This is a genomic window from Ruegeria sp. YTSC003 (genome assembly GCF_059609785.1).
Map to the genome: position 1 here is coordinate 40,741 of NZ_JBXWMK010000004.1, position 25,938 is coordinate 66,678.

26 protein-coding genes and 1 pseudogene are annotated in these 25,938 nt (G+C 56.4%); 14 read left to right on the forward strand and 13 right to left on the reverse strand.

Annotated elements, in window-relative coordinates; all coding sequences use genetic code 11:
* Positions 1-10: 10 nt before the first annotated feature.
* Both AC2FFH_RS09450 and AC2FFH_RS09455 read left to right on the forward strand, forming a co-directional pair.
* Positions 11-1,027: an alpha/beta fold hydrolase gene (locus AC2FFH_RS09450; RefSeq protein WP_496766171.1), complete on the forward strand. Its 1,017-nt coding sequence runs from the start codon at positions 11-13 to the stop codon at positions 1,025-1,027.
* A 6-nt stretch (positions 1,028-1,033) separates the two neighbouring features.
* A complete protein-coding gene (locus AC2FFH_RS09455) occupies positions 1,034-1,189 on the forward strand; it encodes a hypothetical protein (RefSeq protein WP_496741144.1) in 156 nt (51 codons plus the stop codon).
* 62 nt (positions 1,190-1,251) lie between these two features.
* On the opposite strand, the gene AC2FFH_RS09460 is transcribed toward AC2FFH_RS09455, so the two are convergent.
* Positions 1,252-2,274 carry an Ldh family oxidoreductase gene (locus AC2FFH_RS09460; RefSeq protein ID WP_496766173.1) on the reverse strand — a complete coding sequence of 341 codons (1,023 nt, stop codon included), beginning with the start codon at positions 2,272-2,274 and terminating at the stop codon, positions 1,252-1,254.
* A gap of 87 nt (positions 2,275-2,361) precedes the next feature.
* Positions 2,362-3,306, reverse strand: coding sequence for a c-type cytochrome (locus AC2FFH_RS09465; RefSeq protein WP_496778480.1), 945 nt, complete (start codon positions 3,304-3,306; stop codon positions 2,362-2,364).
* An 18-nt stretch (positions 3,307-3,324) separates the two neighbouring features.
* Here AC2FFH_RS09465 and AC2FFH_RS09470 point away from each other — a divergent pair, with 18 nt between their 5' ends.
* From AC2FFH_RS09470 to AC2FFH_RS09480, 3 genes are read left to right on the forward strand one after another with little or no spacing between them, the layout of a single operon-like run.
* Positions 3,325-3,927 carry an RNA polymerase sigma factor gene (locus AC2FFH_RS09470; protein ID WP_496844284.1) on the forward strand — a complete coding sequence of 201 codons (603 nt, stop codon included), beginning with the start codon at positions 3,325-3,327 and terminating at the stop codon, positions 3,925-3,927.
* On the forward strand, positions 3,924-4,670 hold the full coding sequence (locus tag AC2FFH_RS09475; protein WP_496741138.1) for an anti-sigma factor: 747 nt from the start codon (positions 3,924-3,926) through the stop codon (positions 4,668-4,670). Before AC2FFH_RS09470 ends, AC2FFH_RS09475 begins: the two co-directional genes overlap by 4 nt.
* A gap of 59 nt (positions 4,671-4,729) precedes the next feature.
* Complete coding sequence (locus AC2FFH_RS09480; protein ID WP_496766178.1) at positions 4,730-5,806, forward strand: helix-turn-helix domain-containing protein; 1,077 nt, start codon at positions 4,730-4,732, stop codon at positions 5,804-5,806.
* A gap of 688 nt (positions 5,807-6,494) precedes the next feature.
* Here AC2FFH_RS09480 and AC2FFH_RS09485 read toward each other — a convergent pair.
* The 3 genes from AC2FFH_RS09485 to AC2FFH_RS09495 are packed head-to-tail and all read right to left on the reverse strand — an operon-like array spanning position 6,495 to position 8,908.
* Positions 6,495-7,226 carry an amino acid ABC transporter ATP-binding protein gene (locus AC2FFH_RS09485; protein ID WP_496844285.1) on the reverse strand — a complete coding sequence of 244 codons (732 nt, stop codon included), beginning with the start codon at positions 7,224-7,226 and terminating at the stop codon, positions 6,495-6,497.
* The gene (locus AC2FFH_RS09490) at positions 7,223-8,083 is read right to left on the reverse strand and encodes an amino acid ABC transporter permease (protein WP_058273739.1); all 861 of its coding nucleotides are present in this window, start codon (positions 8,081-8,083) and stop codon (positions 7,223-7,225) included. Before AC2FFH_RS09490 ends, AC2FFH_RS09485 begins: the two co-directional genes overlap by 4 nt.
* A complete protein-coding gene (locus AC2FFH_RS09495; RefSeq protein ID WP_496844286.1) occupies positions 8,084-8,908 on the reverse strand; it encodes an ABC transporter substrate-binding protein in 825 nt (274 codons plus the stop codon).
* 617 nt (positions 8,909-9,525) lie between these two features.
* On the opposite strand from AC2FFH_RS09495, the gene AC2FFH_RS09500 reads away from it, so the two are divergent.
* Complete coding sequence (locus AC2FFH_RS09500) at positions 9,526-10,131, forward strand: YrbL family protein (protein WP_496724932.1); 606 nt, start codon at positions 9,526-9,528, stop codon at positions 10,129-10,131.
* Positions 10,132-10,262: 131 nt separating this feature from the next.
* On the opposite strand, the gene AC2FFH_RS09505 is transcribed toward AC2FFH_RS09500, so the two are convergent.
* Positions 10,263-10,916, reverse strand: a complete 654-nt coding sequence (locus AC2FFH_RS09505) for a YrbL family protein (protein ID WP_496766185.1) — start codon at positions 10,914-10,916, stop codon at positions 10,263-10,265.
* Between the two features lie 74 nt (positions 10,917-10,990).
* Between AC2FFH_RS09505 and AC2FFH_RS09510 the strand changes: the two are divergent.
* A pseudogene (locus AC2FFH_RS09510) lies at positions 10,991-11,185 on the forward strand (cyclic nucleotide-binding domain-containing protein); the annotation flags it as partial.
* A complete protein-coding gene (locus AC2FFH_RS09515; RefSeq protein WP_496766538.1) occupies positions 11,165-11,569 on the forward strand; it encodes a Crp/Fnr family transcriptional regulator in 405 nt (134 codons plus the stop codon). The pseudogene AC2FFH_RS09510 and the gene AC2FFH_RS09515, both read left to right, overlap by 21 nt.
* 421 nt (positions 11,570-11,990) lie before the next feature.
* Here AC2FFH_RS09515 and AC2FFH_RS09520 read toward each other — a convergent pair whose 3' ends face one another.
* The 3 genes from AC2FFH_RS09520 to AC2FFH_RS09530 all read right to left on the reverse strand — a co-directional run bounded on the left by AC2FFH_RS09520 (position 11,991) and on the right by AC2FFH_RS09530 (position 14,001).
* Positions 11,991-12,851, reverse strand: coding sequence for a Rossmann-like and DUF2520 domain-containing protein (locus AC2FFH_RS09520; protein WP_496844287.1), 861 nt, complete (start codon positions 12,849-12,851; stop codon positions 11,991-11,993).
* 127 nt (positions 12,852-12,978) lie between these two features.
* On the reverse strand, positions 12,979-13,344 hold the full coding sequence (locus AC2FFH_RS09525) for a transposase (protein ID WP_496766190.1): 366 nt from the start codon (positions 13,342-13,344) through the stop codon (positions 12,979-12,981).
* A gap of 27 nt (positions 13,345-13,371) precedes the next feature.
* The gene (locus tag AC2FFH_RS09530) at positions 13,372-14,001 is read right to left on the reverse strand and encodes a response regulator transcription factor (RefSeq protein WP_496766192.1); all 630 of its coding nucleotides are present in this window, start codon (positions 13,999-14,001) and stop codon (positions 13,372-13,374) included.
* A gap of 220 nt (positions 14,002-14,221) precedes the next feature.
* Here AC2FFH_RS09530 and AC2FFH_RS09535 point away from each other — a divergent pair, with 220 nt between their 5' ends.
* The 6 genes from AC2FFH_RS09535 to AC2FFH_RS09560 all read left to right on the forward strand — a co-directional run bounded on the left by AC2FFH_RS09535 (position 14,222) and on the right by AC2FFH_RS09560 (position 20,771).
* Positions 14,222-15,463, forward strand: coding sequence for a pyridoxal-phosphate-dependent aminotransferase family protein (locus AC2FFH_RS09535; RefSeq protein WP_496844288.1), 1,242 nt, complete (start codon positions 14,222-14,224; stop codon positions 15,461-15,463).
* Positions 15,464-15,491: 28 nt separating this feature from the next.
* Positions 15,492-16,688: a malate--CoA ligase subunit beta gene (locus AC2FFH_RS09540; RefSeq protein WP_170559666.1), complete on the forward strand. Its 1,197-nt coding sequence runs from the start codon at positions 15,492-15,494 to the stop codon at positions 16,686-16,688.
* Complete coding sequence (gene sucD, locus AC2FFH_RS09545; protein ID WP_496766196.1) at positions 16,688-17,578, forward strand: succinate--CoA ligase subunit alpha; 891 nt, start codon at positions 16,688-16,690, stop codon at positions 17,576-17,578. Before AC2FFH_RS09540 ends, sucD begins: the two co-directional genes overlap by 1 nt.
* A complete protein-coding gene (locus tag AC2FFH_RS09550) occupies positions 17,578-18,549 on the forward strand; it encodes a 2-hydroxyacid dehydrogenase (RefSeq protein ID WP_496724919.1) in 972 nt (323 codons plus the stop codon). Before sucD ends, AC2FFH_RS09550 begins: the two co-directional genes overlap by 1 nt.
* 45 nt (positions 18,550-18,594) lie before the next feature.
* Positions 18,595-19,572: an HpcH/HpaI aldolase/citrate lyase family protein gene (locus AC2FFH_RS09555; protein ID WP_496724917.1), complete on the forward strand. Its 978-nt coding sequence runs from the start codon at positions 18,595-18,597 to the stop codon at positions 19,570-19,572.
* Positions 19,573-19,805: 233 nt separating this feature from the next.
* Positions 19,806-20,771, forward strand: a complete 966-nt coding sequence (locus AC2FFH_RS09560; protein WP_496724915.1) for a GlxA family transcriptional regulator — start codon at positions 19,806-19,808, stop codon at positions 20,769-20,771.
* Between the two features lie 31 nt (positions 20,772-20,802).
* Here AC2FFH_RS09560 and AC2FFH_RS09565 read toward each other — a convergent pair whose 3' ends face one another.
* The 4 genes from AC2FFH_RS09565 to thiB form a co-directional block, all read right to left on the reverse strand.
* Positions 20,803-22,671, reverse strand: a complete 1,869-nt coding sequence (locus tag AC2FFH_RS09565) for an adenylate/guanylate cyclase domain-containing protein (protein WP_496844289.1) — start codon at positions 22,669-22,671, stop codon at positions 20,803-20,805.
* Between the two features lie 66 nt (positions 22,672-22,737).
* Positions 22,738-23,430 (reverse strand): thiamine ABC transporter ATP-binding protein, encoded by a 693-nt coding sequence (locus tag AC2FFH_RS09570; protein ID WP_496766203.1) that lies wholly within the window; start codon positions 23,428-23,430, stop codon positions 22,738-22,740.
* The gene (locus tag AC2FFH_RS09575; RefSeq protein ID WP_496766205.1) at positions 23,417-24,964 is read right to left on the reverse strand and encodes a thiamine/thiamine pyrophosphate ABC transporter permease ThiP; all 1,548 of its coding nucleotides are present in this window, start codon (positions 24,962-24,964) and stop codon (positions 23,417-23,419) included. The genes AC2FFH_RS09570 and AC2FFH_RS09575 overlap by 14 nt, the downstream gene beginning before the upstream one ends.
* Positions 24,940-25,920, reverse strand: coding sequence for a thiamine ABC transporter substrate binding subunit (gene thiB / locus AC2FFH_RS09580; RefSeq protein ID WP_496766207.1), 981 nt, complete (start codon positions 25,918-25,920; stop codon positions 24,940-24,942). Before thiB ends, AC2FFH_RS09575 begins: the two co-directional genes overlap by 25 nt.
* Positions 25,921-25,938 lie beyond the last annotated feature (18 nt).

Below are 25,938 nucleotides of genomic sequence, written 5' to 3' on the forward strand. Positions count from 1 at the left end.
AGATGACCAGATGGTGTCGGACTTTGAGATATACGAGCTTGGCGACCTTCCACTTTTGTCGGGCGAGGTATTGAAGGATGCCAGGCTTGCCTATCAGACCTATGGCACATTGTCGGCCGCCCGTGACAACGTCATCGTTCTGCCCACGTTTTACACAGGCACAAATTCCCGTAACGAGGGGTTCTTTGGCCCGGGTCGCGCGATTGATCCAAGCCGCCATTTCATCGTAAGCCCGAACCTGTTCGGCAATGGTCGTTCGTCGTCGCCATCGAATGCGCCTGCGCCGCAGGACGGCCCGCGTTTTCCCTTGGTGCAGATGTGGGACAACATCACTGCCCAGCATCGGTTGATCCATGATCACCTGGGGATCGATAAAATCGCCCTTGTCGCGGGCTGGTCAATGGCGGGCTGCCAATCCTACCAGTGGGCGGCGCAATACCCGGACATAGTGCAGGCGATCCTGCCTTTCTGCGCCTCAGCCAAAACCTCACCGCATAATTTCGTCTTCCTCGAGGGGGTCAAGGCCGCCCTTTGCGCGGATCAGAGTTGGAGCGGCGGCAATTATGACAGCCCACCTGAGGCCGGGCTTAGAGCCTTTGGCCGGGTTTACGCAGGCTGGGCCTTCTCTCAGACCTTCTATCGCGAGGGGCTATATCGGCAGCTGGGATTCCAATCGATTGAAGCGCTGATGCAGGATTGGGAACAGGACCATGTGCAGGGCTGGGATGCAAACAATCTGCTGGCCAAGCTTGCCACATGGCAGGCAGGCGACATCTCAGCCGGGCCGCTTTACAATGAAGATTTTGAACTGGCGCTAGGTGCCATCAAGGCTCGTGCCATTCTGATGCCCTGTACTCAGGATCTATATTTCCCTCCCGAGGATAACGAATTTGAGGCCCACCACATACCTCGCGCCGTCTTCCGCCCTTACAATTCCCCGTGGGGTCATTGCGCTGCCAACCCAGGCAATGACAAAGGTTTCACGGCTCAGTTAGATGCCAATATTCGTGAACTTTTAGAAGAGTAATGCTTGGTGAAGAATCGGGGGACCGCAGCCGATATCCAGCAGCCAACCGTGATGCTGAGGGTGCAGCCCGATTTTCCGTCATTCGCTGCATCGACCTGTTCAGGGCGGGCGTTGATTTCGGTGGCGATGGTGCGGGCGATGCGGTCCAAGGATGCCCCCTGAATTCATTTGGGAGGCACTTCTTGGCCAGCCGCTCCACCAAGGGAAAGAGGCGATCGAAGCTGTTAAGCCTGTTCGGCCAAAACCAGCAAATCGTCGTGCAGGGTTTTTGCGATCTCAACGTAACCGCGGCACGTGTTGCGTGCGCGCGCCGCGAAACGTCTTTGCGACGGCAAGCGCGCACCCTGATCGACGATGTCGGCAAACAAGCGTTCGGCGCGCTCATCATTTGCTGCGGCACGACCACCGCTGAACTGGGCGGGGTCAAAAGCCAGAATGATCTCGCCGTGATAGGGCGCGCCGCCGTGGCCCTCGGCAAACTCCATGCTTTCCAGGCTGGTCAGGTCGTCGATCAACGGACCGGCCAACAGCTCGATCATGATCGACAAGGCCGAGCCTTTGTAACTGCCGAAGGTGAGCATCGCCCCCTCCATCGCGGTCTGCGGATCAGTGGTCGGATTTCCATATTTGTCTATGGCGACGCCTTCGGGCAGGGGTTTCCCCGCCCGGCGATAAAGTTCAATCTCACCGCGGGCAAAGGCGCTGGTTGCAAAATCAAACGTGAATGGATCTTTTCCCAGACGCGGCCAGCTAAATGCCAAGGGGTTCGTACCCAAACTACCCCGAGTGCCCCCAGCCGGTGCGACCCAGCTGTGGCTGGGCACCATCGCCATCGCGGCCAGACCTTCTGAAGACAGACTTTCCACTTCGGGCCAAAGGGCCGAGAAGTGAAAACAGCGGTTGATTGCCATTGCAGCGATGCCGTGGGTGCGGGTCTTTTCGATCAGCACAGGCAATGCTTCGCGAAAAGCCAGCAAAGACATGCCTCCGCGCGCATCGACACGAACAATGGCATTATCCGAAGGCGCAAGAGCCGGGGCCACATGCCCGTCAATCTTGCCGGTCTTCATGGTGTCATTGCACATGAACAGGCGGAACAACCCATGAGATTGGCAATCGTCGACCTGGCAGGTCGTCAATACATCGGCAATTGCGGCCGCGTGTTCCGGGCCAAACCCCGACTTGGTCAGGATGGACAGGCTGAGGTTCCGGATCTCGTCCAGTGTCAGTTTGACCGTGTCGCTCATGCCGCGCGTCTCCCTTGTCTGAGGTCAGACAAGGGATAGCGTGGCGATGCGTGTAAAGGGAACCCGCTTTATTAGATTGGTTCAGGTTTAACCCTGTGCTTCGGCTTGCAAATAGGCGATCACATTCACGATATCGGATTCCTTTTTCAGGCCGCGAAACTGCATCTTGTTGCCCGGAACTGTGCCTTTGGGATCCGCTAGAAAGGCGGTCAGGGTGTCGGTTGTCCATACGATACCCGACCCCTTTAGAGGTTCCGAGAACTTAAATCCGTCAGCCTGACCCGCCGTAGCGCCGATAATGCGGTGAAGCGATGGGCCCACCGTATGGCGGTTTTCGTCCAACTTGTGGCAAGCGCTGCATTTGCGGAACACCTTCTTACCTGCTTTGACGTCACCTTCGATAGCAACCGCAGCAGTTACGGCTGTGGCGGCAGGTTCGGCTTGGGCTTTCTTTTCGTCCAGGTTGAATATCAGACGCGCTGTAATGGGTACGGTCCGTGTGATGCCGGGCAGGTCGGCCAATTCCATCAACTTATCCACACCCGCATCGACGCCTGCATCTTCTGTATTGATGAACACCATGTCATTTGTTGAAACCATGACTGATGTTTCAGACAGGCGCGCCACAAACATCTCGGCATCAAACGCTACATCTGTGCCTGCCAGCGAAAGCATCGCATCGACATCGACAATCGTGGTTTGGCCAACGCTCAGGGCCGTTACATCTGCCATGTCGAACTGCGCCGTCAGTGATGCTGTACCCGCTTTTTGGAACACGTATTCGACCATACGTTCATTGCGAATGTCGATATTGGTTTCCACCGATGACAGGTCAATTTCAATATCGGCTTTTCCGTCGGGTCCAACCTGACCGGAGAGACCTGTGAAAGAGTTTACCTCACCCACGGTGTCTTTTTTGATCGAACCATAGGCCAGATGCGAGCCTTCAGGGTCCAGCGTCCAAGTTTGCGCAAGAACCGGGGTTGCAACAATTGCCGACGCGATTGTGACTGCCTTCAACAGAAGTTTCATTTCTTTCCTCCTCGGGTTATGTCAGTCCTGACCTCGCGGGCCCGGTCCGTGAATGACAAACACACACAGGTCGCGATTTATTCGATGAGTCCCGAAATTAACTCCGAACAGGCCGTGCGCGGCGCAATCCAGACGCATTCCAAGCGGGTCTGGCGGTTTGGTCTTGCACTATCGGGGGCGTCGGACGTTGCAGATGATCTTTTGCAATCGACGTGTTTGCGCGCGTTGGAGCGTCATCATCAGGTCACATCGCATGATCGGTTGGACAGTTGGCTGATGACGATCTGCCGCTCGATCTGGCTGAACGAGGTGCGCGCACGCTCGGTGCGCAAGGCCCAAGCGCTGTCCGTGACGCCCGAAGCCGAATTAATTTCGGTCGGACCGGATTCAGAAACGAATATTTTCGCCGCTGAGGTGTTTACACAAGTGATGCAGTTGCCAGAAGCGCAGCGGGAGACAGTCATGCTTGTGTTTGTTGAGGGATATAGCTACCGCGAGGCCGCCGCGTTGCTGGAGGTTCCGATAGGGACTATTATGAGCCGGTTGTCTAACGCCCGGCAGAAACTGAAAAACGTGATGCAGCATGATGCGGCAGACACCGTTCGACGGAGTGGCAAATGAAGTTTTCCGACGAGACGCTGAAGGCGTATCTGGAAGGCAATGCGGATGCAGCCGAGGCCGCCGCAATCGAAGCGGCGATCGAGACCGATCTTGCGCTGGAACAACGCCTGATGACACTGGACCTGCTGGCACCTGTGGTTCAATCAGTGTTCGAAAACATTCCTGCAGACGCGCCACAGATTGAATTGCCGCAACCAATGCCGGTCAGTACGGCCCGCACCTCGGGCGGCCCCTGGCGCTTGATGGCAGTTGCGGCGTCAGTGGCGGTCGTGGCCGTGTCCGCAACGTTCTGGGCCACACGCCCCGAGCCGATGGGGTGGGCCGAACAGGCGGCAATCTACCAGTCACTTTATTCACCGGACACGATTGCATCATTGGACAATTCTCCGGTTGCGCTTGATGCGCAGTTTGCGCGGGCTGAGGCACAGCTGGGCCGGTCGCTTAACCGGGATGCGCTTGAAACGCTGCCTGGATTGGAATTGAAACGCGCTCAGGTTCTGTCTTTTAAGGGGAAACCTCTGATTCAGGTTGTCTTTGCGGATGATCAGGGTCAGCCGTTGGCGTTTTGTGTGATCCGCCAGGGTGAGGGCGCGCCAGCAAAGGATGTCAAACTTGCGGCGATAAGTGGTGTTGCCACTGCGACATGGGCGCAGGATGGATATGGATATATGCTGATCGGCAGCAGCGAGCAGACCGATCTTGACCAGCAACTGGACATTCTGACGACAACATTCGCCGGCTAACCGGGGGCAGGGCGAAATACGTCTTGTGAACCGCACGAAATGTCCGAAATATAGCGGGCATGACGACGAAACCTGTGATGCCGGACCCGGAAGACGACGATGTGGTTGGTCCTCCCAGCATCTATGACACAGATCCGCCTGAGGATGATGATCTTTGGTTCCTCCCCCCGGATGAGGACCTGGCGCAGGATGTTTTTCTGCCGCCCGGTCCGGTGGTCGATCGCCGCCTGCTGTTTGATCCAAGGGACTGGCGTGCGGCCCAGGCCGAGCTGTCTTATGAACTGGCCGAACTGGCAGCCACGTTCGGGGCGTTGGACGAACGTTTGCGCGCAGGCCCGACCGGGTGGGGACACCGGCTGGCGCTGATGGATGTGTCTGATCTGGGTTGGTGGACAGGGGATAGGATCGGTGTCGACCGGCTTGCGTTGTGGGTGGGATTACGGATTGGCGCAACCGGCGATGATGTCCAGGCGATGTTCCGGGCAGGCTGGGCTGTGCGCCGACTAACTGCAGGGGCTGGGCCATCAGAGGGCGGCTGGGCGACTGGCCTGACCGCGTTTCTTGATCGCATGGCACAGGGCATCGAAGACATGCCAGAGGCCGTCGCCGATTTGGCTGAGATTATGCAGAATGTGGAAGGCTTGCATCCCGTCACGCAGGCAGCCATCGGGTTTCATGCTTGGCGCGCCCTTTCGGAAAGCCCTGGTCAGGACACTGAGGCAGCGATCATTGCAGCCCGACATGCTGCGTCGATGGGGCGGGGTGGGGCGATCTTCATGCCGTTGGCGTTGTCGGGTCCGGGGGCGTTGCGTGGGGTTGGTGAGCCGCAGGAAAAACTCGCGGCCTGGATCAGGGGGGCAGGGCAGTCGATATTAGCGGCTTTGTTGCACCTGGATCGGGTCAGCGCCTGGGATCAGCGCGCCCGCGATGCGACAAGTGACCTGAGCGGCCGCACGCCACCGCGCCTGATCGACGCGCTGACCGCATGGCCCATGGTGTCGGCACCGCTGGCCGAGGACCTGACACAGGCTTCGCGCGCTGCGGTGCAACGCAATATCGACCGTTTTATGAACCGGGGTTTGATCCGAGAGGTAACGGGGCAGGGGCGTTACCGGGTCTGGACAGCTGCACTGTAGCCGCTGAACAAACTGCGAATTGCCCGGTCGGCAGGGTGAAAACCCCAATTCATTCAGATAAATTCACGTGAACCCACGTTGAAGCGCGATCTCGGACGTATCTTGTCGGGTCATCCAGTTCAGTGTTCCCATCGGGTTGCTTTCGAAGACTTCTGCAGATGTTCCGTAACCGAAACATTTGCACGGCTTAGAAATGATGGGATGACAAGGTATCGATTTTTCAGCGCCGAAGGGTCATTTGACCGTCGAAGCTATTTTCGTAGCCTATTGTGAGTGGTATCGACGGTGCATTTTGATAAGCCGCTTGTGGGTCGCAAAACCAGTCATCCGCGCCGATCCCGTCACTTAGACGCTGCCAATCTGAGAATTTGGTTCCACAATCAAGAATGAAGGACTGGCGTGCGTCGGTCGGTTTCCACTGTGCATGCCTCTGCCTCGAAACTATGCCTTGTCTGGTGAACGTGAAATCCTAGTGCAAGCACTGGCTAACAATCCGCTGACGCTGATCGATAGCGTGTCGATATTGTGTCACGCAAAATAGGCTTTTCATTCATGTAATTTAAGCCGCCTGCCTTGGCAGAACCTACGAATTGGACGTGGGTGGGAAACGCAGATGAGCATCGGTTTGGAATACCGGTACATTGTTTAACATAGGCCCCAGGCGTGACGCTGCACGATATCCGCGGTATCACAACACGCGCGACAGGAATGCCCTGGTGCGCGGTTCGCTTGGTTGGGAAAAGAGCACCTCGGGCGGGCCTTGCTCCAGGATGCGTCCGGCGTCCAGGAAACACACTTTGTCCGCCAGCTCGCGTGCAAAGCCCATTTCGTGGGTGGCAAGTACCATGGTCATACCCTGCTTTCGCAGGTCCCTCAGCACGTCCAGAACCTCGCCTACCAGCTCGGGATCCAGTGCGCTTGTAATCTCGTCAAACAGCATGATCTGCGGCTCCATCGCCAGCGCACGGATGATAGCCACCCGCTGCTGCTGACCGCCCGATAGTTGGTCTGGATAGTGCTCCATCCGTTCACCCAGCCCAAAGCGCGTGAAAAGCTGGGTCACCCGCGGGCGCAGGTCATCTCTGCTCAGCCCGCGTACACGGCGTGGCGCGAGCATTACGTTCTCTGCCGCTGTCATGTGAGGAAAGAGGTTATAGCTTTGGAAGACTATGCCGATCTGTTGGCGCACCGGCTGTGGGTCCAGCCCCGGTTCAGAGATGTCCTTTCCATCCAGCCAGATCTCCCCGTCATCGATGGGTTCGAGCAGGTTCATGCAGCGCAAGAGTGTGGATTTGCCAGAGCCTGAGGCGCCAATCAGGCACACCATCTCGCCCTCAGCTACGTCCAGGTCAATGCCCTTGCATACCTCGTGATCATCGAACCGTTTCCGCACCCCTCGCAAGGATAACTTTGCTGTCATGTACGGGCCCTGTTCTGTTTATTCATAAGGTAGTCCGCATACCGCGTGGCTGGTATGGTCAGCGCAAGAAAGATAAGCGCTGCGCCCACATAAGGCGTAAAATTGGCATAGAGCGATTTGTAAACACCAGCCTGTCGGAAAATCTCAACCGGGCCGATAAAGGACAATAGCGCTACGTCCTTCTGCAAAGCGATGAACAGGTTCATATTGGCAGGAACGACGTTTCGTATGGCCTGCGGCAGGACCACATAGCGCATGGTGTCCTGATCACTTAGCCCCAACGAGGCCGCGGCGGATCGCTGCGACTGATGGATCGAGTCAATGCCCGAGCGGATCACCTCGGCCACATAGGCTGAATAGACCAAAACCAGCGCCAGCGTGCCCCAAATGTAGGGGCTATTCCAGGGTCTCGGCAGGCCCAACCCGGGCACGCCAAAGCCAATAATGTAGATTACAAGAACCACTGGCAGGCCACGGAAGATGTCCGTATATGCAATGCCGAACAGCCGCAGCGGAAAAAGCGCAGGTGCGCGCGTGTCCCGACACAGCGCGATAACCAGTCCCGTGATCGCGATCAGCGGTGCAGACCAGGCAAAAATCATCACGTTCATCAGAAAGGCTTCGAGCAATCCGGGAAACGTCTCGGCGAAGACCCGGCCGTTGAAAAACGAGCGTTGTACGGCCTCCCAACCTGGGGCGAGCGGGACGAGGACGACGATGGCAAGAGCCACGCTGACCACTGAAATCAGCGCGATGCGATTTGAGCGACGCCGTACCTCGGCTTCATAAACCTCGCGACGCGTTGGCGTCGCGGCAGAGTGCTCAACCGAGTCTTTTTGCAATGACGTTTCTTCCATCTACTCGATGACCGGCACACCTGTAGCCTCGGACAGCCATTGGGTTTCAATCGCCGCAAGCTCGCCGCTTTCGGTCAATTCTGTGATGGCCGCGTTGACGCATTCCTTCAAGGCGTTGCCCTCTTCCATCAAAAGGCCGAACTGATCAGGACTTTCGGACTGCCCCGGAGGGAACTGGCCAAGCAATGCACCGTTTTCGACCACGACAGCCGACAGATAGAGTGCCGTAGGCAGGTCATAAATTGCGGCATCGATCTGGCCAGCCATGATGGCCGCATTCACATCAGCATTGTCGTTGTAAAGCAGCGGTTCACTCGACGGTTGGATCACGTCGTTCAGCATCGGGATCGCGGTTGTCGTGGCCACAGCGCCCCACTTCAAATCCTTAAGGCCGTCCAACGTCGCTTCTGCACCGGAATCGACAACGTTCTGGGTTGTCAAAACCGCCATGGCCGAGGTGTAATATGGCAGGCTGAAATCAACCATTTCTTCGCGCTCGGGCGTGATCGAGTACTGCTGCATGTTGAAATCAAAGTTCTTTGCGCCGGGCTGAATCGCCTCGTCAAAACTTGTGCGAACCCAGGTGACATTTTCCTGGCCAAAGCCCATTTTTTCGGCGATGGCATAAGCAACGGCAGCTTCAAATCCTTCGCCGCTATCGGGCGCGTCATTCATTACCCAAGGATAGTAGGCCGGATTACCTGTTGCGATTGTCAGGGTGCCCTCTGTTAGGGTCTTGCCTTTGGCGCAGGTCCCATCGTCCGCAGCAAGCACCGAGGCTGTTGAGAAAAGTAAGGCCAGAGCTGGGCCAGCAATCAGTTTCATCAATCTTCTCCCTGTTTTTGTTTGGTCACAGGTTCTTATGCGCAGGGGGATTTGTCTAGGTGTTTGATCCCACGATGTGATGGCGGGGAATTTTCATTGGAATGAGAGGCGGTACAATGAATTTAGCGGCCAATCGCAAAACTTCTCAGGAACCGGTCGAACGATTTCGTTAAGGGATCTGTTGCAAACATTTGGCCATTGGCTGGACCTGCGTCTTTGCTGCGTCTCAACTGGTGGAAATCGCAAACACAAAGGAAGCTTGAGCTTTTCTGGAGCACCTGCTCGAAACGGTTCCCTGCGATATCAACACCACCTTGACCGTCAATGGCAGCCAGCTGCAACAACCAGCTTCGCTCGAACTTGACTGAAGTCCATGATGCCTACACTTGCGCCACCGATTGAAGACACCAAGTCGCCTCGCTCCATACGAAAAATCTGCAAAATCTGGACTTAAGAATCGTCTCGATTCCTTCTCGATTCGGTCCACCAGATGCCAGTACTAAACAATTGGTTTCGACATCTGGTTGTCCTCAATAATGAAAAGGACTAATTGGAGGTTTTGGTTTGAGAGGATCGCTGTAATCAGTGATCTTCTCTATTAGGATCGGCAAAACAACATGATAGACTTAAGTAAAATTCGGCCAATGCGAAGAAGCCGCAACTACGAGATTTATCAGCATCCGTTTGTTGAGCGCGCGCTGTTGAAAGTCAGGGTGGATGAACCGGTGCGCAACCACGTGATTCCTCGTTATGCCGAGAGACGCTATGGCAACCTCCGTCAGTGGAACCGGGAAGCAAACGAATACTTAGCCGCGCTGACTCGAGGCTGCCCCGAGATTGAACGCCTTGCGGATTTTATGGGGTATGCTGCGACATCTCAAGGACCAGCACTGGTGGTCGAAAAGATGACCGGCCCAGATGGTGATTTGGCACCAACGCTGGAGTCTGAACGGGCCGCATTGGGCGATGATTTGTCAGAGCGCAAACAGCTGCACGGTGAGTTTATGGAACTCATGGACGACCTTGAACGTGGCCGGATTATCGTGGGCGACCTGAGTTTTGAAAACATTGTGCGGGCGCAAGAACGCGATGGGAAACTGGTCGTTATCGATGGTTTGGGCGAACGAGTGCTGTTTCCGCTGACGCTGGTTTCTGATTTAGCATTCCGCAAGTCCATCGAGCGTCGTCGGACGCGCATGGGCCAGGCATTTGGTCTGAGCTAGTAACACCCGCTCTGCGACCAACTACTGGCGTCGATTTGGCTTCGCTTCATAAGCCACCAACCGAATAGGCGCCTTCCCGCCCGAACCAAACAAGGACCTGTTGACTCCGATCAACTGGGTTAGCCAGACGATTAGCCTTTTGCGGCGCCAATCAAATCAAAGAACTTTTTTCGAACTTGGCCGAGCTTGCGGTCATTGTAACTGCGAACCCATCTTCGCAGAGGAATGACTTGTTTAGACCCAAAGCTGTCAATCCAAACCCATCGCCCGGATCCGTCGGGCCATGTTTGATAGACAAGATTGCCAGTGTTTTTGTTGCTTATGATGACACGTTCATCTGACAGTTGCTCAAAATGTCTATTGAGATCGCTCAAATGCTGAGGGGTGAGACGATCTTCGGCTATTAACTGAGACAGACTTGGGGAAAGCTGGCCATCCGGATCAGAAATGCGTTCATAGACCAGCGCCAGACCCTTGTCTGTCGGTGCAGTGCCAAACACCCTGCAAACGGGCATAACGTCCGGGCTTTCCTGATGGCGGACCATCAGAAAAAAGGCTTCATCAAACTCACGCATGAAACCCTTAAAAGCGGTAGCTCTGCGGAACAGCCGGTCATACCATTTGTCGGTTACAAGCCTCGAACCTGCATCCATCGTATGAGGTTGTGGAACCTTTAACAGCAACCCCTTATCAAATGGGTGTTCATACACGAATTGCCTGTTTCCCTTCGCGATAACAGGGCTGTTTCCTAGTTCAAGCAAGGTGGGGTTTTGGTGGCATTTCATTTTTTCTGTTTAAGTTGATTACAGACCAACGCAAGTCGTTTTTTGATCGTTGAAAGCGATAAGACGACGCGAACTACCTTTACTTTCTGGCCGATGGTTATGTCCGCCTGAGCAGCCTGACACGGAACGGTTCCGAGTTTACCTATGCTATTCTGCGCCCCGGTGACACGTTTGGTGAGTTGGGTGTATTCCAAAAAAGCCAATATGCAGGCACCGCAACCGCGCTGAATTCTGTCACTGTCTACCGCATTCGCAGAGATGTTCTGAACATGCTCAGCCGCTCCAATATGTCGACCTGTCTGGCCCTGAGCGATCTGGTCGCGGAAAGGTTCCGAACATTCGTTGACGCCACGCGTTGTCTGACAATGAACAGCCTGTCGGCGCGCCTTGCGGAAGCTTTGTTGCGCGTTGCCAGTCAGATCGGCGAGCCGATCTCGGTCGACGGACGGCAGGCGATCAGGATCGGGGCGTTTGCTACGCAATCCGATATCGGGAGTATGGTCCGCAGTACCCGCAGCAACGTGAATCGAGGCCTGAAAGAGTGGGAGCGCGCCGACGCAATTCGAATCCAGGATCGCTCAATCATTATTCTGAATGCATCCTTCCTGGAACGGCTTCATGAAATGGAGTACGGTGCCGTTTCAAGACCCTGAGCGCTGTGAGGCTATCACAGGAATTCCGAAGCGGCATCGAATGTATCGGTCAGGTTATGCGCAGATCTTAGTGCCCCCTAGAATGCCACTCCGTCGGCATTGCCACCAAATCGCCTCGGGCCAAATAAGAGACGACGAAACTGGGAAAACGCTGCTGTTCAAAGTGATTTAGCGGGGTTTGTCGAGCACTGAAGACGGGGGAAATGTGCTCCTTCAGTTGTGCCTGTTTGTTTTGATCAGCCTCGCAGCCAGTTGACTGCAACCTACACACCTTTGCGACAGGTGACGGCCGATTTAGATGTCGGGTGTCAACGTGCTCGTGCCAAGCTGGCAACCCAAGGAGAGGGGGATCTTTGTGTTGAAGACACCCCGAAAAGGTGCCAACTGAATTGCGCGGGCCACAGTACGCGAGCGATGCGGCTTATTCTTTTGACAACTTAAGGGTGGCATCGGTCGAACCGGTCTTTTTTAAAGACCCGGCCATGTCACTTAAGGCGCGATAAACCTCTCCGGCTTGGGGGTGCCAGTTTGCCACGTCGCGTCCCTGAGTGGTCACGACTCGTTCATCTCCGCGCGCGGCCGGGCCCGTCAATGCCTGTTGCGGTCCCAAAGCAACGACATTTTTCGCAGTGCTTTCAAGAAGCCTTGCGTTCAGCAGTGGGACCACATCGGCCCTGACCCCGGCTTCAGCCCAGGCTTCGCGCGCGATGGCTTGCAGCACTACTGCAAAGTTGTTCGAGATCACGGCCGCCGCGTGATAAAGGCTCTTGCCATCAGAGCGGATCGAAAAGCATTCGGCCCCAATTCTTTCCAAAATGGGTTTGAGGATGGCTAATGCATCGGCGTCACCTTCAAGGCCGCACAGGGTGCCCGTGAACTGTTTTATCGCTTTATCGGGGTCAGCGAAGGACAGGACCGGATGCACACTGGCCAAACGCCAGCCCAGCCTACGCAACGCGGCCAGCTCATCAGCCGGGAAGAATCCGCTGCAGTGAAATACTGTGGGGCGTTGTTCTGTCGCTGTTTGCGTCGCGGCAAGGTCCGAGGCGACGCAAGAGATTTGCGTGTCCGGTACTGCGACAACCCAGAGATCGGCTGGCCGCATATCTGATAGGTCAGTTTCGGCCCGACCTGCGCCGACGCGTTGAACAGCGTTTTCTGCCGAGTTCCGACTTGCACTAAGAACATCCTGTATTTCGCAATCCGCCAAAGAGCTGAGAAGGCTCAGAAATGTCTGACCGACCCGGCCCGCTCCGATCAGATTTACTTTGATCCTGTCCATTTTTTTCGGCCTTTGGCGACTGGCTTTGTCAGGACTATGCCTGCGGCGCAGGGCCATTGCAAAGGCCCGGCTTGACAGGATTGCAATTTCAAAGTTTCAGCGACCACCTTTCGGTTTTTGCCGGACATCACCAATCCGATCTATTGGCGTTTCTCGCAAAGTGCCTCATGTACAGTGACAACCATTGAGGCTGTGTCTCAGTCCAGATTACCCGCGCACAGTTCGGTCGTGACAGAGCCGATTGGCTATTCTGGTGGAATTTGATCCAGAAACTTCGGCAACGTGCGAGCATCTTTGACGTTGCTGCAGCTCGATCGACCGCGGGTTTCAATGGACCTTTGGAACAATGACACAGTATTCTCACGTTCAGCGTCTTTAGACGTCGACACTGTGTGCTGAAATCCGGAATATATCTTTTCAACCCGATCAGGTGCAAGAGACTGGCGACGAACCCGATCGTTTGCCTCGGCGGTGATCTGAACAGCACTTTCATGGCCGGCTAAGCCGGGAAACGCTTGGCTTACTCGCGCGACAACCGAGATGAATAGTAGTATGCAATCGCTTGGGTTCGGTTCTTTACGGCCAGTTTCTCATAAATGTTGGACAAGTGAAATTTGACCGTGTTGGTGGAAATCTGAAGCTCCTTCGATAAATCCCGGTTGGACATACCCTGTGCCAGAGCCTCGAGAATCGCGCGCTCTTTGCGGGACAGGCTTTGGATGGGGTCCTGCTGCATTTTGCGAACGTCAACGAAGGGAAACACCATCTTGCCATCGGCGACGTCTGCACAGGTTTTCAGCAAGCCTTCGACCTCGCCAGATCGCGCAGCAAACCCGGCGGCCCCCGCTTGCATTGCCAGTCTTGGAACGTCACCGGACGTATCGCCGTAAACGACAAACCGTGGTGCATTGGCCTGTTCGCGCAGCACCTCAATCAGTTTGGCTGCACCCAAAACGGGAAGATTCCAGTCGATAACTCCGACTTTCACGGGAACCCGCATCACCGTCCCCAAAAAGCCTTCGGCCGTCGCCGAGGTCGCAACAAGCGAGAATCGTGAGTCGCGTTCAAAGATCTCCGACATGGCCGACAGGACCAGAGGATTGCTGTCGGCCAGCATGACGTCAATCGGTTTCTGTACGGTTTCAACCATCTGATTTCTGTCCAATTTCCGCAAAAACTACCCGTATAGGTAGGTGGAATTTCAGTATACCTTTGTATTTTTACCTATAAAGGTGGGAAATTTCCCACCCAAATAGCCATCCTAAAGCAGTAGTAAGTTACGTTGTGTCACGAGGCAAGTCCGCGTTTCCTAATTGGCAATGCAACCCAATGGGCCCAGATGCCCCTTCAAATGCCGAGGACGTCAACCGATGACATTTCAGATTTTCCCTCCGCTTGAGATCCCCGAGACCTTGGCCGCCGGTCCCGGGCCGGGCAATACGGATGCACGTGTTCTGCAAGCTTTCACCAACGCGGGCGTGGCCGATCACATGCAGGGCGATGTTCTCAGGGGCATGGTTGAATGCAAACACATGCTTCGCAAGGTCTGGGGCACCCAAAACGCATATACTTTCGCCGTCGCCGGGACAGGTTGGAGCGCGCTGGACACCATGTTCTCTGCCGTCATGCCCGGTGACAAGGTCGTGGCCTTTGCCAACGGAACCTTCTCCGGGATCGACGCGCTGACTTTGCGGATCAAGGCGGCCACACCAGAGGAACATGCCGCCAATCCGCTGGATCCTCAGGCAGCAAGTGTCACAGTGATTGATGTCCCGCATGATCAGCCGGTGACCGGTGAAATGGCCGAGGACGCGTTGGCGGAACACAAGCCCAAATGGGCTTTCATGGCGCATTGGGAAACCGGATCTGGTCGCGTCAACGACCTGCGCGCGTTCTCGGATGCGTGCGAGCGTCACGGTGTAATGGGTCTGATTGATGCAGTTTCATCGCTGGGTGTGGATGACTTTTCGATCGATGACTATCCGGGGATCGCCGGTTGGGCGTCATGTCCGCAAAAGGGGCTTTGTTGTCTGCCCCTGACTTACGCGCCGGTCAGTTTTACGGATACCTTTATCCGATCTCTCAAGACCACAGGTGCCTACACTTACGTGCACAATCCGATTTTCGAAGCGCGCCATTGGGGCATTGTCGACGGTCAGGATGTTGAAAAAGGGACCTATCACAGAACGCATTCCGGATACGCCGTCGCCGCGTTCCATGAGTCCCTGCGTCTGACATTGCAGGAAGGTCTGGCCAGACGGTCGGCATCCTACAAGACCCACGAGCGCGTGCTGCGCGACGCCGTAACAGCCATGGGGTGCGAGGTGACCTCGGATATGCCCAGCCTTGTTGTGCTCAACCTGCCGCCGGAACTGGCTGGTCGCGAAATGGAATTGGTGCAGAATTGCCGGGCACAGGGCTTTGGCATCTGGCCGACGCTGAGCGCGCCGGTTCAGGTTCGCATTGGCATTCTCAATCAGCTCAACCGACAGGCCGTCAGCCGCATCGTGCGTCTATTTGCCGAGGCCATCCGGGAACTGGGCGGTCAGATCGAATTCGAAGAGATCGAGGCGCTGCTCGAAAGCCGGTACGGCACGTCGATCGCGGCTTAATCACACTGCATGAACGGGAGGATTGCAGATGGATATTCATGAATATCAGGCGAAAGAGGTTCTTTCGAATTTCGGTGTTGCCGTGCCGTCGGGCGCTTTGGCTTACAGCCCTGAACAGGCGGCCTACCGCGCGCGTGAACTGGGCGGAGACAAGTGGATTGTCAAAGCGCAGGTTCATGCCGGCGGCCGCGGCAAGGCGGGTGGCGTCAAGCTGTGCAACACCGAAAATGAGATCTACCAGGCCTGTGACGACCTGTTTGGCCGCAAGCTTGTGACACATCAGACAGGACCCGAGGGCAAGGGTATCTACCGTGTTTATGTCGAATCTGCCGTGCCTATCGACCGCGAGATTTATCTGGGCTTCGTGCTGGATCGCTCCAGCCAGCGGGTGATGATCGTCGCGTCGTCTGAAGGTGGGATGGAGATCGAAGATATCTCGGCCGAGCGCCCCGACAGCATCGTGCGGTCTATTGTGGAACCCGCTGTGGGCCTGCAAGAGTTTCAGGCGCGCGAGATCGCGTTCAACCTTGGGCTGGAACCGCGTCTGGTTCAGCAAATGGTGCGGACATTGCAGGGCTGCTATGCCGCGTTCAGCGAACTGGACGCCACGATGGTTGAAATCAACCCGCTGGTCGTCACAGGTGACGACCGCGTGTTGGCATTGGATGCCAAGATGAGCTTTGACGACAACGCCCTGTTCCGGCATCCCCAGATTTCTGAACTGCGCGACAAAAGCCAGGAAGACCCGCGCGAAAGCCGCGCGGCGGATCGTGGTCTTTCCTATGTTGGGCTGGAAGGCAATATCGGTTGCATCGTGAACGGCGCTGGTTTGGCTATGGCCACGATGGATACGATCAAGCTGGCCGGAGGAGAGCCCGCAAACTTCCTCGACATCGGTGGTGGAGCGTCTCCAGAACGAGTAGCAAAGGCGTTCAGGCTGGTTCTGTCGGACAACAATGTTCAGGCGGTGCTGGTCAACATCTTCGCCGGGATCAACCGTTGTGACTGGGTTGCCGAAGGCGTCGTGCAGGCACTGCGCGAGATCGAGATCGACATTCCGGTCGTTGTGCGCCTTGCTGGAACGAATGTCGAAGAGGGCCAGAAAATTCTGGCCAAATCCGGTCTTCCGATCATCCGCGCCACTACTCTGATGGAGGCCGCAGAACGCGCTGTCGGCGCGTGGCGCAACGATCTGTCCCAAAACACCAAGATGAGGGCTGTGTAATGAGCATTCTTCTCGACCGCGACACACGGGTTATCGTTCAGGGCATCACCGGACGCATGGCGCGCTTTCATACGAAGGACATGCTGGCCTATGGCACAAACGTCGTTGGCGGTGTTGTCCCCGGCAAAGGCGGCGAAACCGTCGAGGGTGTGCCGGTTTTTGACACCGTCAAACAGGCCGTCGAAGCCACCGGAGCGGATGCCAGCCTTGTTTTCGTACCCCCACCGTTCGCCGCGGATTCCATCATGGAGGCCGCCGACGCAGGTATTCGCTATTGCGTGTGCATCACCGATGGCATCCCGGCGCAGGATATGATCCGGGTCAAGCGCTACATGTATCGCTATCCCAAAGACAAACGCATGGTGCTGACCGGACCAAACTGCGCGGGTACAATCAGCCCAGGTAAAGCGCTATTGGGGATCATGCCCGGACACATCTATTTGCCGGGCAATGTCGGAATCATTGGCCGCTCGGGGACGCTTGGGTACGAGGCTGCGGCCCAACTCAAGGAACGTGGTATTGGCGTTTCGACCAGCGTGGGTATCGGTGGTGATCCGATCAACGGGTCCTCGTTCCGCGATATCCTTGAGCGGTTCGAACAGGACGAAAGTACCGAAGTCATCGCCATGATCGGCGAGATCGGTGGCCCACAGGAGGCCGAGGCCGCGGAATACATCCGCGATCATGTGACCAAACCCGTCGTCGCCTATGTCGCAGGCTTGACCGCACCCAAAGGCCGGACGATGGGCCACGCGGGCGCGATCATCTCGGCCTTTGGCGAAAGCGCGTCCGAGAAAGTCGAAATCCTTTCGGCAGCCGGCGTCACGGTCGCTGAAAATCCCGCTGTTATCGGCGAAACCATCGCCCGCGTCATGGGAAAGGCTGCGTAATGGCTAAACCTTCGGTTCTTGTTACCCGTCGCTGGCCTGCTGCCGTCGAGGCGCAGTTGGCCGAGAATTACAACGTCGTTCTGAATACCGGGGACAAGCCCATGTCCCCGGCTGAAATACGGGATTCCTTGAAACGCTATGATGCGGTGTTGCCCACTGTCACAGATACGCTGAACGCCGAGGCACTGGACGTTTCAGCGGCGCAAACCAGGATCCTTGCAAATTACGGGGTCGGCTACAGCCACATCTGCGAACCCGCGGCCCGCGAATTGGGCATGACGGTGACAAACACGCCTGACGTTCTGTCCGAATGCACTGCTGATATTGCGATGACGTTGCTGCTGATGGTGGCGCGCCGTGCAGGTGAGGGAGAGCGTGAGTTGCGCTCGGGCAACTGGACCGGATGGCGGCCTACACATCTGGTGGGCACCAAGGTCAGTGGCAAAACTCTGGGCATCATCGGCTACGGCCGCATCGGACAAGAGATGGCCCGCCGGGCGCACCACGGGTTCGGGATGGATATCATTGTCTACAACCGCAGCAAGGTTGCGCCGGATGTACTGGCCCGATGCAACGCAACTCAGGTAGATACGATTGACGATCTGTTGCCGCAGTGTGACTTCGTTTCGTTGCATTGCCCTGGTGGTGTTGCGAACCGGCACCTGATCAACTCGCGCCGGTTAAGCCTGATGAAACCCGACGCCTTTCTGATCAACACCGCGCGCGGTGAGGTGATCGACGAATGGGCACTGATCCAGGCGCTGATGTTTGACATGATCGGCGGAGCGGCGCTGGATGTTTTCGATGGCGAACCCCGCATCAGCCCGGACCTGTTGCAATGCGACAACCTCGTGATGCTGCCGCATCTGGGCAGCGCCACGCGCGAGGCGCGCGAAGCGATGGGGTTTCGCGTTCTGGATAACCTCAACGACTTTTTCGCCGGACGCGCGCCCCGAGATCGCGTGATCTGAGGCCAACCCCGATCACTCTGAACCAAAAGACGAAGGACCCAAACCATGAGCTTTCATTCCATCGACCAGGCGCCCGCCCGCCTGAACCGCAGCGAACTTGCCGTTCCGGGCAGCCAGCCTGGTATGTTCGAAAAGGCCGCGAAATCAGATGTGGACGTCATTTTTCTTGACCTCGAAGACGCTGTTGCCCCGGACGAAAAGGAACAGGCGCGTAAGAATATCATCGAGGCACTGAATGATATCGATTGGGGTTCCAAAACCATGTCGGTTCGGATCAACGGGCTGGATACCCATTACATGTATCGCGACGTGGTCGATGTGGTCGAACAGGCTGGTGAGCGGCTGGACCTTATCATGGTCCCAAAGGTAGGCACCGCCGCAGACGTCTATGCTGTTGATATGCTTGTCACTCAGATCGAGGATGCCAAAGGATATAAGAAGCGGATCGGTTTTGAACACATTATCGAAACTGCATTGGGCATGCAGAACGTCAGCGAGATCGCGGCCGCCTCAAAACGCAATGAAAGCCTGCATTTTGGGGTTGCCGATTATGCCGCTTCTACCCGCGCGCGGACGACGATCATCGGTGGGGTGAACCCGGATTATTCGGTTCTGACAGACGCGGATGCTGATGGTGGCCGTCTGACTCATTGGGGCGACATGTGGCACTATGCACTAGCCCGCATGGTCGTTGCTGCCCGTGCTAACGGTCTGCGCCCAATCGACGGGCCTTTCGGAGACTTTCAGGATCCTGACGGCTACAAGGCTGCGGCAAAACGTGCGGCCGTTCTGGGCTGCGAAGGCAAATGGGCCATCCATCCCAGCCAGATTGCATTGGCCAACGAGGTCATGTCCCCATCTGACGCTGAGGTGAACAAGGCACAGCGTATCCTTATCGCCATGTCCGAGGCCGAGGCATCCGGGAAAGGTGCTGTGTCGCTGGATGGACGATTGATCGACTATGCCTCGATCCGTCAGGCAGAAGTATTGGTCGAAAAGGCAGGCCAGATAGCGGCGGCATAAACCAAGGTAGACCAGGCATCACTTGGCGCGGGGTCGTTCAGACCCTGCGTTTCGATTTTACGACTACGATCGGAAACGCATGGCCGCGACGACCCCTGCGGACTTGTTCCTTGCTTTCAACCCCACGATCGGTTCAAACTAGGTCCTTGCCAATTGATGTTCGGCTGCCCCAAAGATTGATCGGGTCTTGAAAGGGGCTATCGCGCTGATAAAGAACAACAAGATCTCGTCGAATGTTAGCACTCACAGACAAATCGAAGACCGAACAGCAAATAGCTTTCGAGATTTTTGTTCAGGCGGAATTTGCCTATCTGGAGCTGTCATCCATCATTGCAGTTTTGCAGACGGCAAATGATGTTCTCAACCGCGATCTTTTTCGGTGGCAGATTACGTCGGACACGCCCGGCTTGGTATCCAGCAGTTCAGACCTGATTGTGCGGGCAACGCCTGCCATCTCTGACCAGTATCTGAGCGATTGCCTGTGTGTCGTGGGCGGTCAATTGGGAAATGTCAGTACATGGTTGCGACGCGTCCGGGCAATGCAAAAGCATAAACGACCGGTTGCCTTGTTTTCGGACGCGGCGCGCGAATATATCAAGGCGACAGTGCAACAATCCGGGCCGGTCACGGCACATTGGCGCGACATAGGTTTGCTGCGTGAGATTGGGGATTACCCCATGCTTTCTGAAAGTCTTGTTGCCCGAAATGGAACGGTGCTGACTTGCGCCGGGCACGGTCATACCGTCGAGGCGATCATCGGCATTCTGGCCGAGGTTCTTGAGCCTCAGGACAGGGCTGAACTGGCCTGTCAATTGATGCTGAACGACGTTCGGGGCCACGCGCAAGAGCAACCCAAAGGCGTGAGCGCGAACCCGAATTTCCTAGAAAAGCGGCTGCAAAACGCGATCCGCATCATGGAAGAAAACACGGAACACCCGTTGCCAACGGCCAGTCTTGCCCGCCGCGTGGGCGTATCCACCCGGCAGTTAGAGCGCCAGTTTATGCTGCACTTGAGCACATCGCCCGGAAAATTTTATAGAAAGATCAGATTAAAAAAAGCGTTTACCCTGGTCTCGAACTCGCAAATGCCGATTATTGACATCGCCATTGCCTGCGGTTTTGCATCAACCTCTACGCTTGCCCAGACATTTAAGGCCGAATACGGCAAAACACCAAAGCAATTGCGGCGCACCGAGTGACCTTTATGTGGCCTCCGGAATTTCTGGCAGGTTATGCTGAGGGGCCAAGGGTCTTATCTGCATCGCAAAGGCGGTAGACATTCACTTTCCTTGAACGTCCTTTGACCGTGAATTCGCCGCAGTCGATCAGATGAAAAACCGGGCCGATCAGTCGCGCTGTGGCATCGCTGATCAAAATCCTGGTTTGCTCGTCACTTGGCAGTTCGCCTACCAGGGTTTCGATCCGGGCACAGGTGTTCACCGTGTCGCCGATCACTGTGTAATTCATCCTGTCGACGGCCCCGATATTGCCGACAATCAGCGGTCCGGTGTGCACCGCGATCTTGACGCCGTACTCGACGCCAGCCTCAGCCAGAGATTGCTTGATTGCCAATGCAGCCCGGCAGGCGCGCTCGGCATGATCCGTCTGGTCCTGAGGGGCGCCCCAGAACGCCATCGCCGCGTCGCCGATGTATTTGTCGAGCGTTCCGCCTTCGGCTTCGATACAGCGGTTCAGGATCTCGAAATGCCGGTTCAGCATTGCTGCCGTGGCTTGTGGTGTCATGGCCTCGGATGCGGGTGTGAACCCCACGATGTCGGCGAACATGACGGTCAGTTCGACTTCGCGCGGCAACACAAGGTTAGGGTCTCCGGTCTTTAGCATTTGCCGTACAAGGGTTCGGGGCAAATAAGTTTGAAACCAGCGCAGCCCGTCGAGCATCTTGTTGAAGGCCACAGCCTGAAGGTTCAGTTCAGAGACCCGAGAGGGGGGCAGGTGGTCGATTTGGTTCAGATTCAGCTCGCTGATTTTGATGGCTTCTTCGGTCGACCTGTGAATGGGTGCCGCCAATCGTCTTGCCAACACAAGCGCCGCAATGACCGAAGCGATCAGTAAACCAAGACTGACCAGGGCGGCATCACTCAGCCGGGACCACTGGTTGCTCCAATCGCTTAGTGGAGAATACTGCCCGATCACCCACGGCTCAGATCCGAAGCCTCTGACGATGCTTGTCAAAACCAGGTGTTCTCCGTTCAGCGCCTCGACCACATATCCGACAAATGTTCCATCGTTGCCCTGAAACTCAGGTGGCTGCATCAGCATTTGTGAGATGACCGCGTCATCAAGTGCTGCGACCGAATGCAAGGGGGCGTTTGAGCTTAACGTGTTTGCAGACAGGTTCAGCAATTTGGGATGGGCCAGAACGCGGTTGTCACCGTACAGAACAAAACCGGTTGCCCCGTATTTTCCGCTTAACTCGTCGACCAGGCCCGAGAAATGGTGAACGGTAGAAGAAACGAGCACGGCCCCGAGGAAAATACCGTCTTTATAGGCAGGTACAGTCGCTGAGATATGTGTCCGGCCCTGGTCAAAGAAGGGTTCGTTCCAGAACAAACCATCATAGCCTTTAACATCTTTAAGATACTGAAGTGTGCCTGCAGCCGGAGGCTCGTATGACGTTATTAAACGTGGCCCCTCAACATCCGTGATATGTGTTGAAATGAACAGACTGCCGTCAGGATACACGATGGCAAGATCTGTCAGATACGGGACCGAAGCCACCACGCCTTTGAAGTAGGCTTTCAGAAAATCGGTGTCGTGCAGATCGACTTCACCCGTGCTTGCGTCTTCTTGTAGGGATTGTGCCAGTTCCTCGATCGGTGTCGTCAGGCTGAAGATATCGTCTTCGATGGATTCGACGATCATCGCGGCAGACGTATTCAACAGTTCCGTCGTGTTCTGAAAATTGGCATAAGTCGAAACCAACAGAACTGCGCCAGCCGATATTGCCACCAGTCCGCCAATGGTCAGCGCCAGCAGAGTGGAAATTCGGATTTTCAACCTTGTTTGGCGGTTGCTTTGCGCCTGGGCGCTTTTGTCGATCACGCCAGTGTGCTGCGTATGCTTGTCTTCGTTGACCATCTTTGAACGATATTTAGCTTGGCGACCCGTTACAACGCCTCGTTGACTTCTGAGGCGGGATCACCGCTAGCCAAGATAGGCACGCAGGCTTGGCGGCGGGTTGTCAAAGAGTTCCGCTGTCTGAACGGGGGCATGCACCGTTTCGTCTGCAACAAGTACGGTTTGGTCGGCAATACGGCGTGCATCCTGCGGGTCGTGGCTGACCATCAACAGGGTCGTTTGAGTTTCGGCTACCAGATCGGCCACCAAATCCAGCATTTCGGCCTTTAGGGCTGGCCCAAGGGCCGCAAATGGTTCGTCCAAAAGCAACAGTTCGCGCCGCTGCACAAGTACGCGGGCCAGGGCAACCCGGCTTTGCTGTCCTCCGGACAGTTCCGAGGGTTTGCGCGCGCCCATACCATGCAAAGAAACCCGGCCCAGAGCGGACTGAACCTGTGCATCCTCGTCTTCGGACAACCGACCGTTTGGGCGCAGGCCCAGGGCGATGTTTTGTTCAGCCGTCAGATGCGGAAACAGGTTTCCGTCTTGAAACAGCATCGCCATAGGGCGCTTGCCGGGATGCAAGTTGGAAATCTGCTGACCACCCCAAAAGATCTGACCCTTTTTCAGATCCCGAAATCCAGCGATAGTCTCCAACAATGTGGACTTGCCCGCCCCGGAGGGGCCGACAATGGCAATGCTGTTGCCAACCTCGATCTGGATATCGGCGTTTAGGGTGAAATTCCCGTTTTCAATCACGCAGTCGTCAAGCTTCAGCATGCGAGCGCCCTCCTCGGTCCAATAGCCAGAATGCGCCCATGGACAGCAGCAACAGCAGTAATGCCCCGCCGGCAGCCGCCTGCATCTGATAGGCACCCATCAAGCGGTAGATTTGCAAGGGCAGGGTCGCGATCTGCGGATCGGCGAACAGTGCGATCACGCCCAGATCACCCATTGACAGAGCCGCCCCAAGACCAGCGGCGAAACCGATCTGTGGACGCATGCGCGGTAGCAAGATGCGCGTGAAAAACGTCCATTTTGTCATATCCAATGAAAGCGCGAGACGTCCGTGCCTAGCGGTTATGTCGCGCGCCGCGGGGACCAGAATGCGTAAAGCAAAGGGCAGGGCCATCGCGGCATTCACCAAAGCAGTGACAGGCAGAGCCAATGTCGTCGGATTTGCCAAAGGCCGGATCAGGATGAACAGGCCCGTACCGATGACCAGTGGTGATGCCGCCAAACCCAAAATGCCACTGAGTTCCACAAGCCCGTGCCGGCCGCTCGCGACGGCGGTGGCCATGGGCAAAGCAAGCAAAAGCAGGACAGCGGTACTTGCAGCGGCAACAAGGACCGAGATCAACGCGGCACGAAAAACGATTGCGGGCATGTCAAACAACCCGGCAACTCCCGAAATTACGACCGATGCCAAAGGCAGTAGCAAAAAGACGGCCGCTGCGACGATCCAGAATACATCTATCGTCGGCGCACCCCCGTCCCAGCGGCGCAATGCGCGATCAAGGCCTGTTCCAAAACCGTCCCCGCGCGAAAACTTCAGCGCCACTAAAGCGGTCGCAGCTGTCAGGGCAAGTTGCAGGGCGGATAACAGGGCGGCGCGGCCCAGGTCGAAATCGTAGGTGAAGGCCTGATAGATCGCCAGTTCGATCGTTGTAGCCCGTGGTCCTCCGCCCAAGGTGAGGGCGACGGCGAAGCTGGTCAGGCAAATGGCGAAGATTACTGCAAGAACCCCGGGCAGGGTCCGTTTCAGCATGGGCATCTCGATCAGTCGAAACATGGCCATGCCGTTGCATCCCAGTTGTGCGGCCAGGCGAAACCGTTCTGCCGGAATTTCCTGCCAGGCTTGCAACACAAGGCGTGTGGCCAGAGGCAGATTGAAGAACACATGCGCCAATACGACGCCATGCAAGCCGTAGATGCGTATGGGCGGCAGGCCGAAAATGCCAAGGATGTCCGAGATCCATCCCGACCGGCCAAAGACTTGCAGCAGACCCAGAATGGCAACGATGACCGGCAGGATGAAGGGCGCGCCCAAAAGCGCAATTAAAGCCCGTCGGCCGGGGAACCTCCGACGTGCCAAAGCCCGCGCAACCGGCACGGCCAACACCACGCTGAACAATGCGGACAGTGTGGCTTGGGTCAGCGTGAACCGCAGCGCAGCCCAGTCGGCGGGAGTGAACCCGCCGCTGGTTTCAGCACGCAGTGCAACCGCCGCAAGAGTGCCCAGGATCAGCGCGGCGACCAGAGCTGCCGCACCGATACCGGGCCATAGGCTTACTGGCTGAGCGCGTTCTGCCATTCTGCCAGGGCCTGATCCCGCACGGCGGCGGCTTCATCGGGAGAGAACAGCAGCGACTTTGCCGGCACTGTCAGGGTGTCAAACCCTTTAGGCAAACCTTCTGCCGGGGTTACGGCCGGGTACATCCAGTTGGTTGTCGGAATAATTTGCTGGAACGCATCCGAGACCATGTACTGCAAAAACTGATCCGCCAGTTCGGCCTGATCCGTCGCGGCCAGCTTTGCCGCAACCTCAACTTGCAGATAGTTGCCCTCGTCAAAAGCGGACGCGGCCTTGCTGCCGTCATCCTCGGCGATCAGGTGATAGGCCGGAGATGTGGTGTAACTGAGAACCATGTCCGACTCGCCCTCAAGGAACAGGCCGTATGCCTCGGACCAACCTTTGGTGACGGTCACGATGTTGTCGGAAAGACCTGCCCAGATTTCGGGTGCTTCGTCACCATAAGCCGCTTTGACCCACATCAGCAGACCCAGACCTGGTGTGGACGAGCGAGGGTCCTGGATGATGATCTTGGTGTTGCTGTCCGCCAGTTCCCGGAAGTTTGCAGGCGCTGTCGCATCCGCTTTGTGAACGAAGGCGAAGTAGCCCCAGTCATACGGTGTGAACGTGTCATCGGTCCATTCGATCGGCAGCGCGAAGTCGGCAGAGACGGAATTGGGCGCAAACAGGCCGGTTTCCCGGGCCGCTGCAATCAGGTTGGTATCCAGACCAAGCACGACGTCGGCGTCAGAGTTTTCACCCTCAAGCCGGACACGCGACAAAAGTGCGGCACCATCTTCGACGCCCACGAGGTTCAGCTCGCAGTCGCAGGTTGCCTCAAAGGCTTCTTTGACCTGCGGGCCGGGGCCCCAATCGGATACAAAGCTGTCATAGGTGTAAACGGTTAGCTGAGGCTTGTCGGCAGCGATGGCCGTAGTTGCACTCAGAAGTCCCGCAGCAATTAGCAGATGTTTCATGTCATCCTCCATTGCGGC

Excerpts from the sequence above, each read along its gene's own strand:
- AC2FFH_RS09520 (WP_496844287.1), bottom strand. The coding sequence starts at position 12,851 with ATGGACAGGATCAAAGTAAATCTGATCGGAGCGGGCCGGGTCGGTCAG.
- AC2FFH_RS09490 (WP_058273739.1), bottom strand. The coding sequence starts at position 8,083 with ATGGAAGAAACGTCATTGCAAAAAGACTCGGTTGAGCACTCTGCCGCG.
- AC2FFH_RS09485 (WP_496844285.1), bottom strand. The coding sequence starts at position 7,226 with ATGACAGCAAAGTTATCCTTGCGAGGGGTGCGGAAACGGTTCGATGAT.
- AC2FFH_RS09460 (WP_496766173.1), bottom strand. The coding sequence starts at position 2,274 with ATGAGCGACACGGTCAAACTGACACTGGACGAGATCCGGAACCTCAGC.
- AC2FFH_RS09495 (WP_496844286.1), bottom strand. The coding sequence starts at position 8,908 with ATGAAACTGATTGCTGGCCCAGCTCTGGCCTTACTTTTCTCAACAGCC.
- AC2FFH_RS09570 (WP_496766203.1), bottom strand. The coding sequence starts at position 23,430 with ATGCTGAAGCTTGACGACTGCGTGATTGAAAACGGGAATTTCACCCTA.
- thiB (WP_496766207.1), bottom strand. The coding sequence starts at position 25,920 with ATGAAACATCTGCTAATTGCTGCGGGACTTCTGAGTGCAACTACGGCC.
- AC2FFH_RS09565 (WP_496844289.1), bottom strand. The coding sequence starts at position 22,671 with ATGGTCAACGAAGACAAGCATACGCAGCACACTGGCGTGATCGACAAA.
- AC2FFH_RS09505 (WP_496766185.1), bottom strand. The coding sequence starts at position 10,916 with ATGAAATGCCACCAAAACCCCACCTTGCTTGAACTAGGAAACAGCCCT.
- sucD (WP_496766196.1), top strand. The coding sequence starts at position 16,688 with ATGAGCATTCTTCTCGACCGCGACACACGGGTTATCGTTCAGGGCATC.
- AC2FFH_RS09540 (WP_170559666.1), top strand. The coding sequence starts at position 15,492 with ATGGATATTCATGAATATCAGGCGAAAGAGGTTCTTTCGAATTTCGGT.
- AC2FFH_RS09470 (WP_496844284.1), top strand. The coding sequence starts at position 3,325 with ATGTCAGTCCTGACCTCGCGGGCCCGGTCCGTGAATGACAAACACACA.
- AC2FFH_RS09465 (WP_496778480.1), bottom strand. The coding sequence starts at position 3,306 with ATGAAACTTCTGTTGAAGGCAGTCACAATCGCGTCGGCAATTGTTGCA.
- AC2FFH_RS09560 (WP_496724915.1), top strand. The coding sequence starts at position 19,806 with ATGTTAGCACTCACAGACAAATCGAAGACCGAACAGCAAATAGCTTTC.
- AC2FFH_RS09480 (WP_496766178.1), top strand. The coding sequence starts at position 4,730 with ATGACGACGAAACCTGTGATGCCGGACCCGGAAGACGACGATGTGGTT.
- AC2FFH_RS09555 (WP_496724917.1), top strand. The coding sequence starts at position 18,595 with ATGAGCTTTCATTCCATCGACCAGGCGCCCGCCCGCCTGAACCGCAGC.
- AC2FFH_RS09525 (WP_496766190.1), bottom strand. The coding sequence starts at position 13,344 with ATGAAAGTGCTGTTCAGATCACCGCCGAGGCAAACGATCGGGTTCGTC.
- AC2FFH_RS09530 (WP_496766192.1), bottom strand. The coding sequence starts at position 14,001 with ATGGTTGAAACCGTACAGAAACCGATTGACGTCATGCTGGCCGACAGC.
- AC2FFH_RS09475 (WP_496741138.1), top strand. The coding sequence starts at position 3,924 with ATGAAGTTTTCCGACGAGACGCTGAAGGCGTATCTGGAAGGCAATGCG.
- AC2FFH_RS09575 (WP_496766205.1), bottom strand. The coding sequence starts at position 24,964 with ATGGCAGAACGCGCTCAGCCAGTAAGCCTATGGCCCGGTATCGGTGCG.
- AC2FFH_RS09500 (WP_496724932.1), top strand. The coding sequence starts at position 9,526 with ATGATAGACTTAAGTAAAATTCGGCCAATGCGAAGAAGCCGCAACTAC.
- AC2FFH_RS09450 (WP_496766171.1), top strand. The coding sequence starts at position 11 with ATGGTGTCGGACTTTGAGATATACGAGCTTGGCGACCTTCCACTTTTG.
- AC2FFH_RS09535 (WP_496844288.1), top strand. The coding sequence starts at position 14,222 with ATGACATTTCAGATTTTCCCTCCGCTTGAGATCCCCGAGACCTTGGCC.
- AC2FFH_RS09550 (WP_496724919.1), top strand. The coding sequence starts at position 17,578 with ATGGCTAAACCTTCGGTTCTTGTTACCCGTCGCTGGCCTGCTGCCGTC.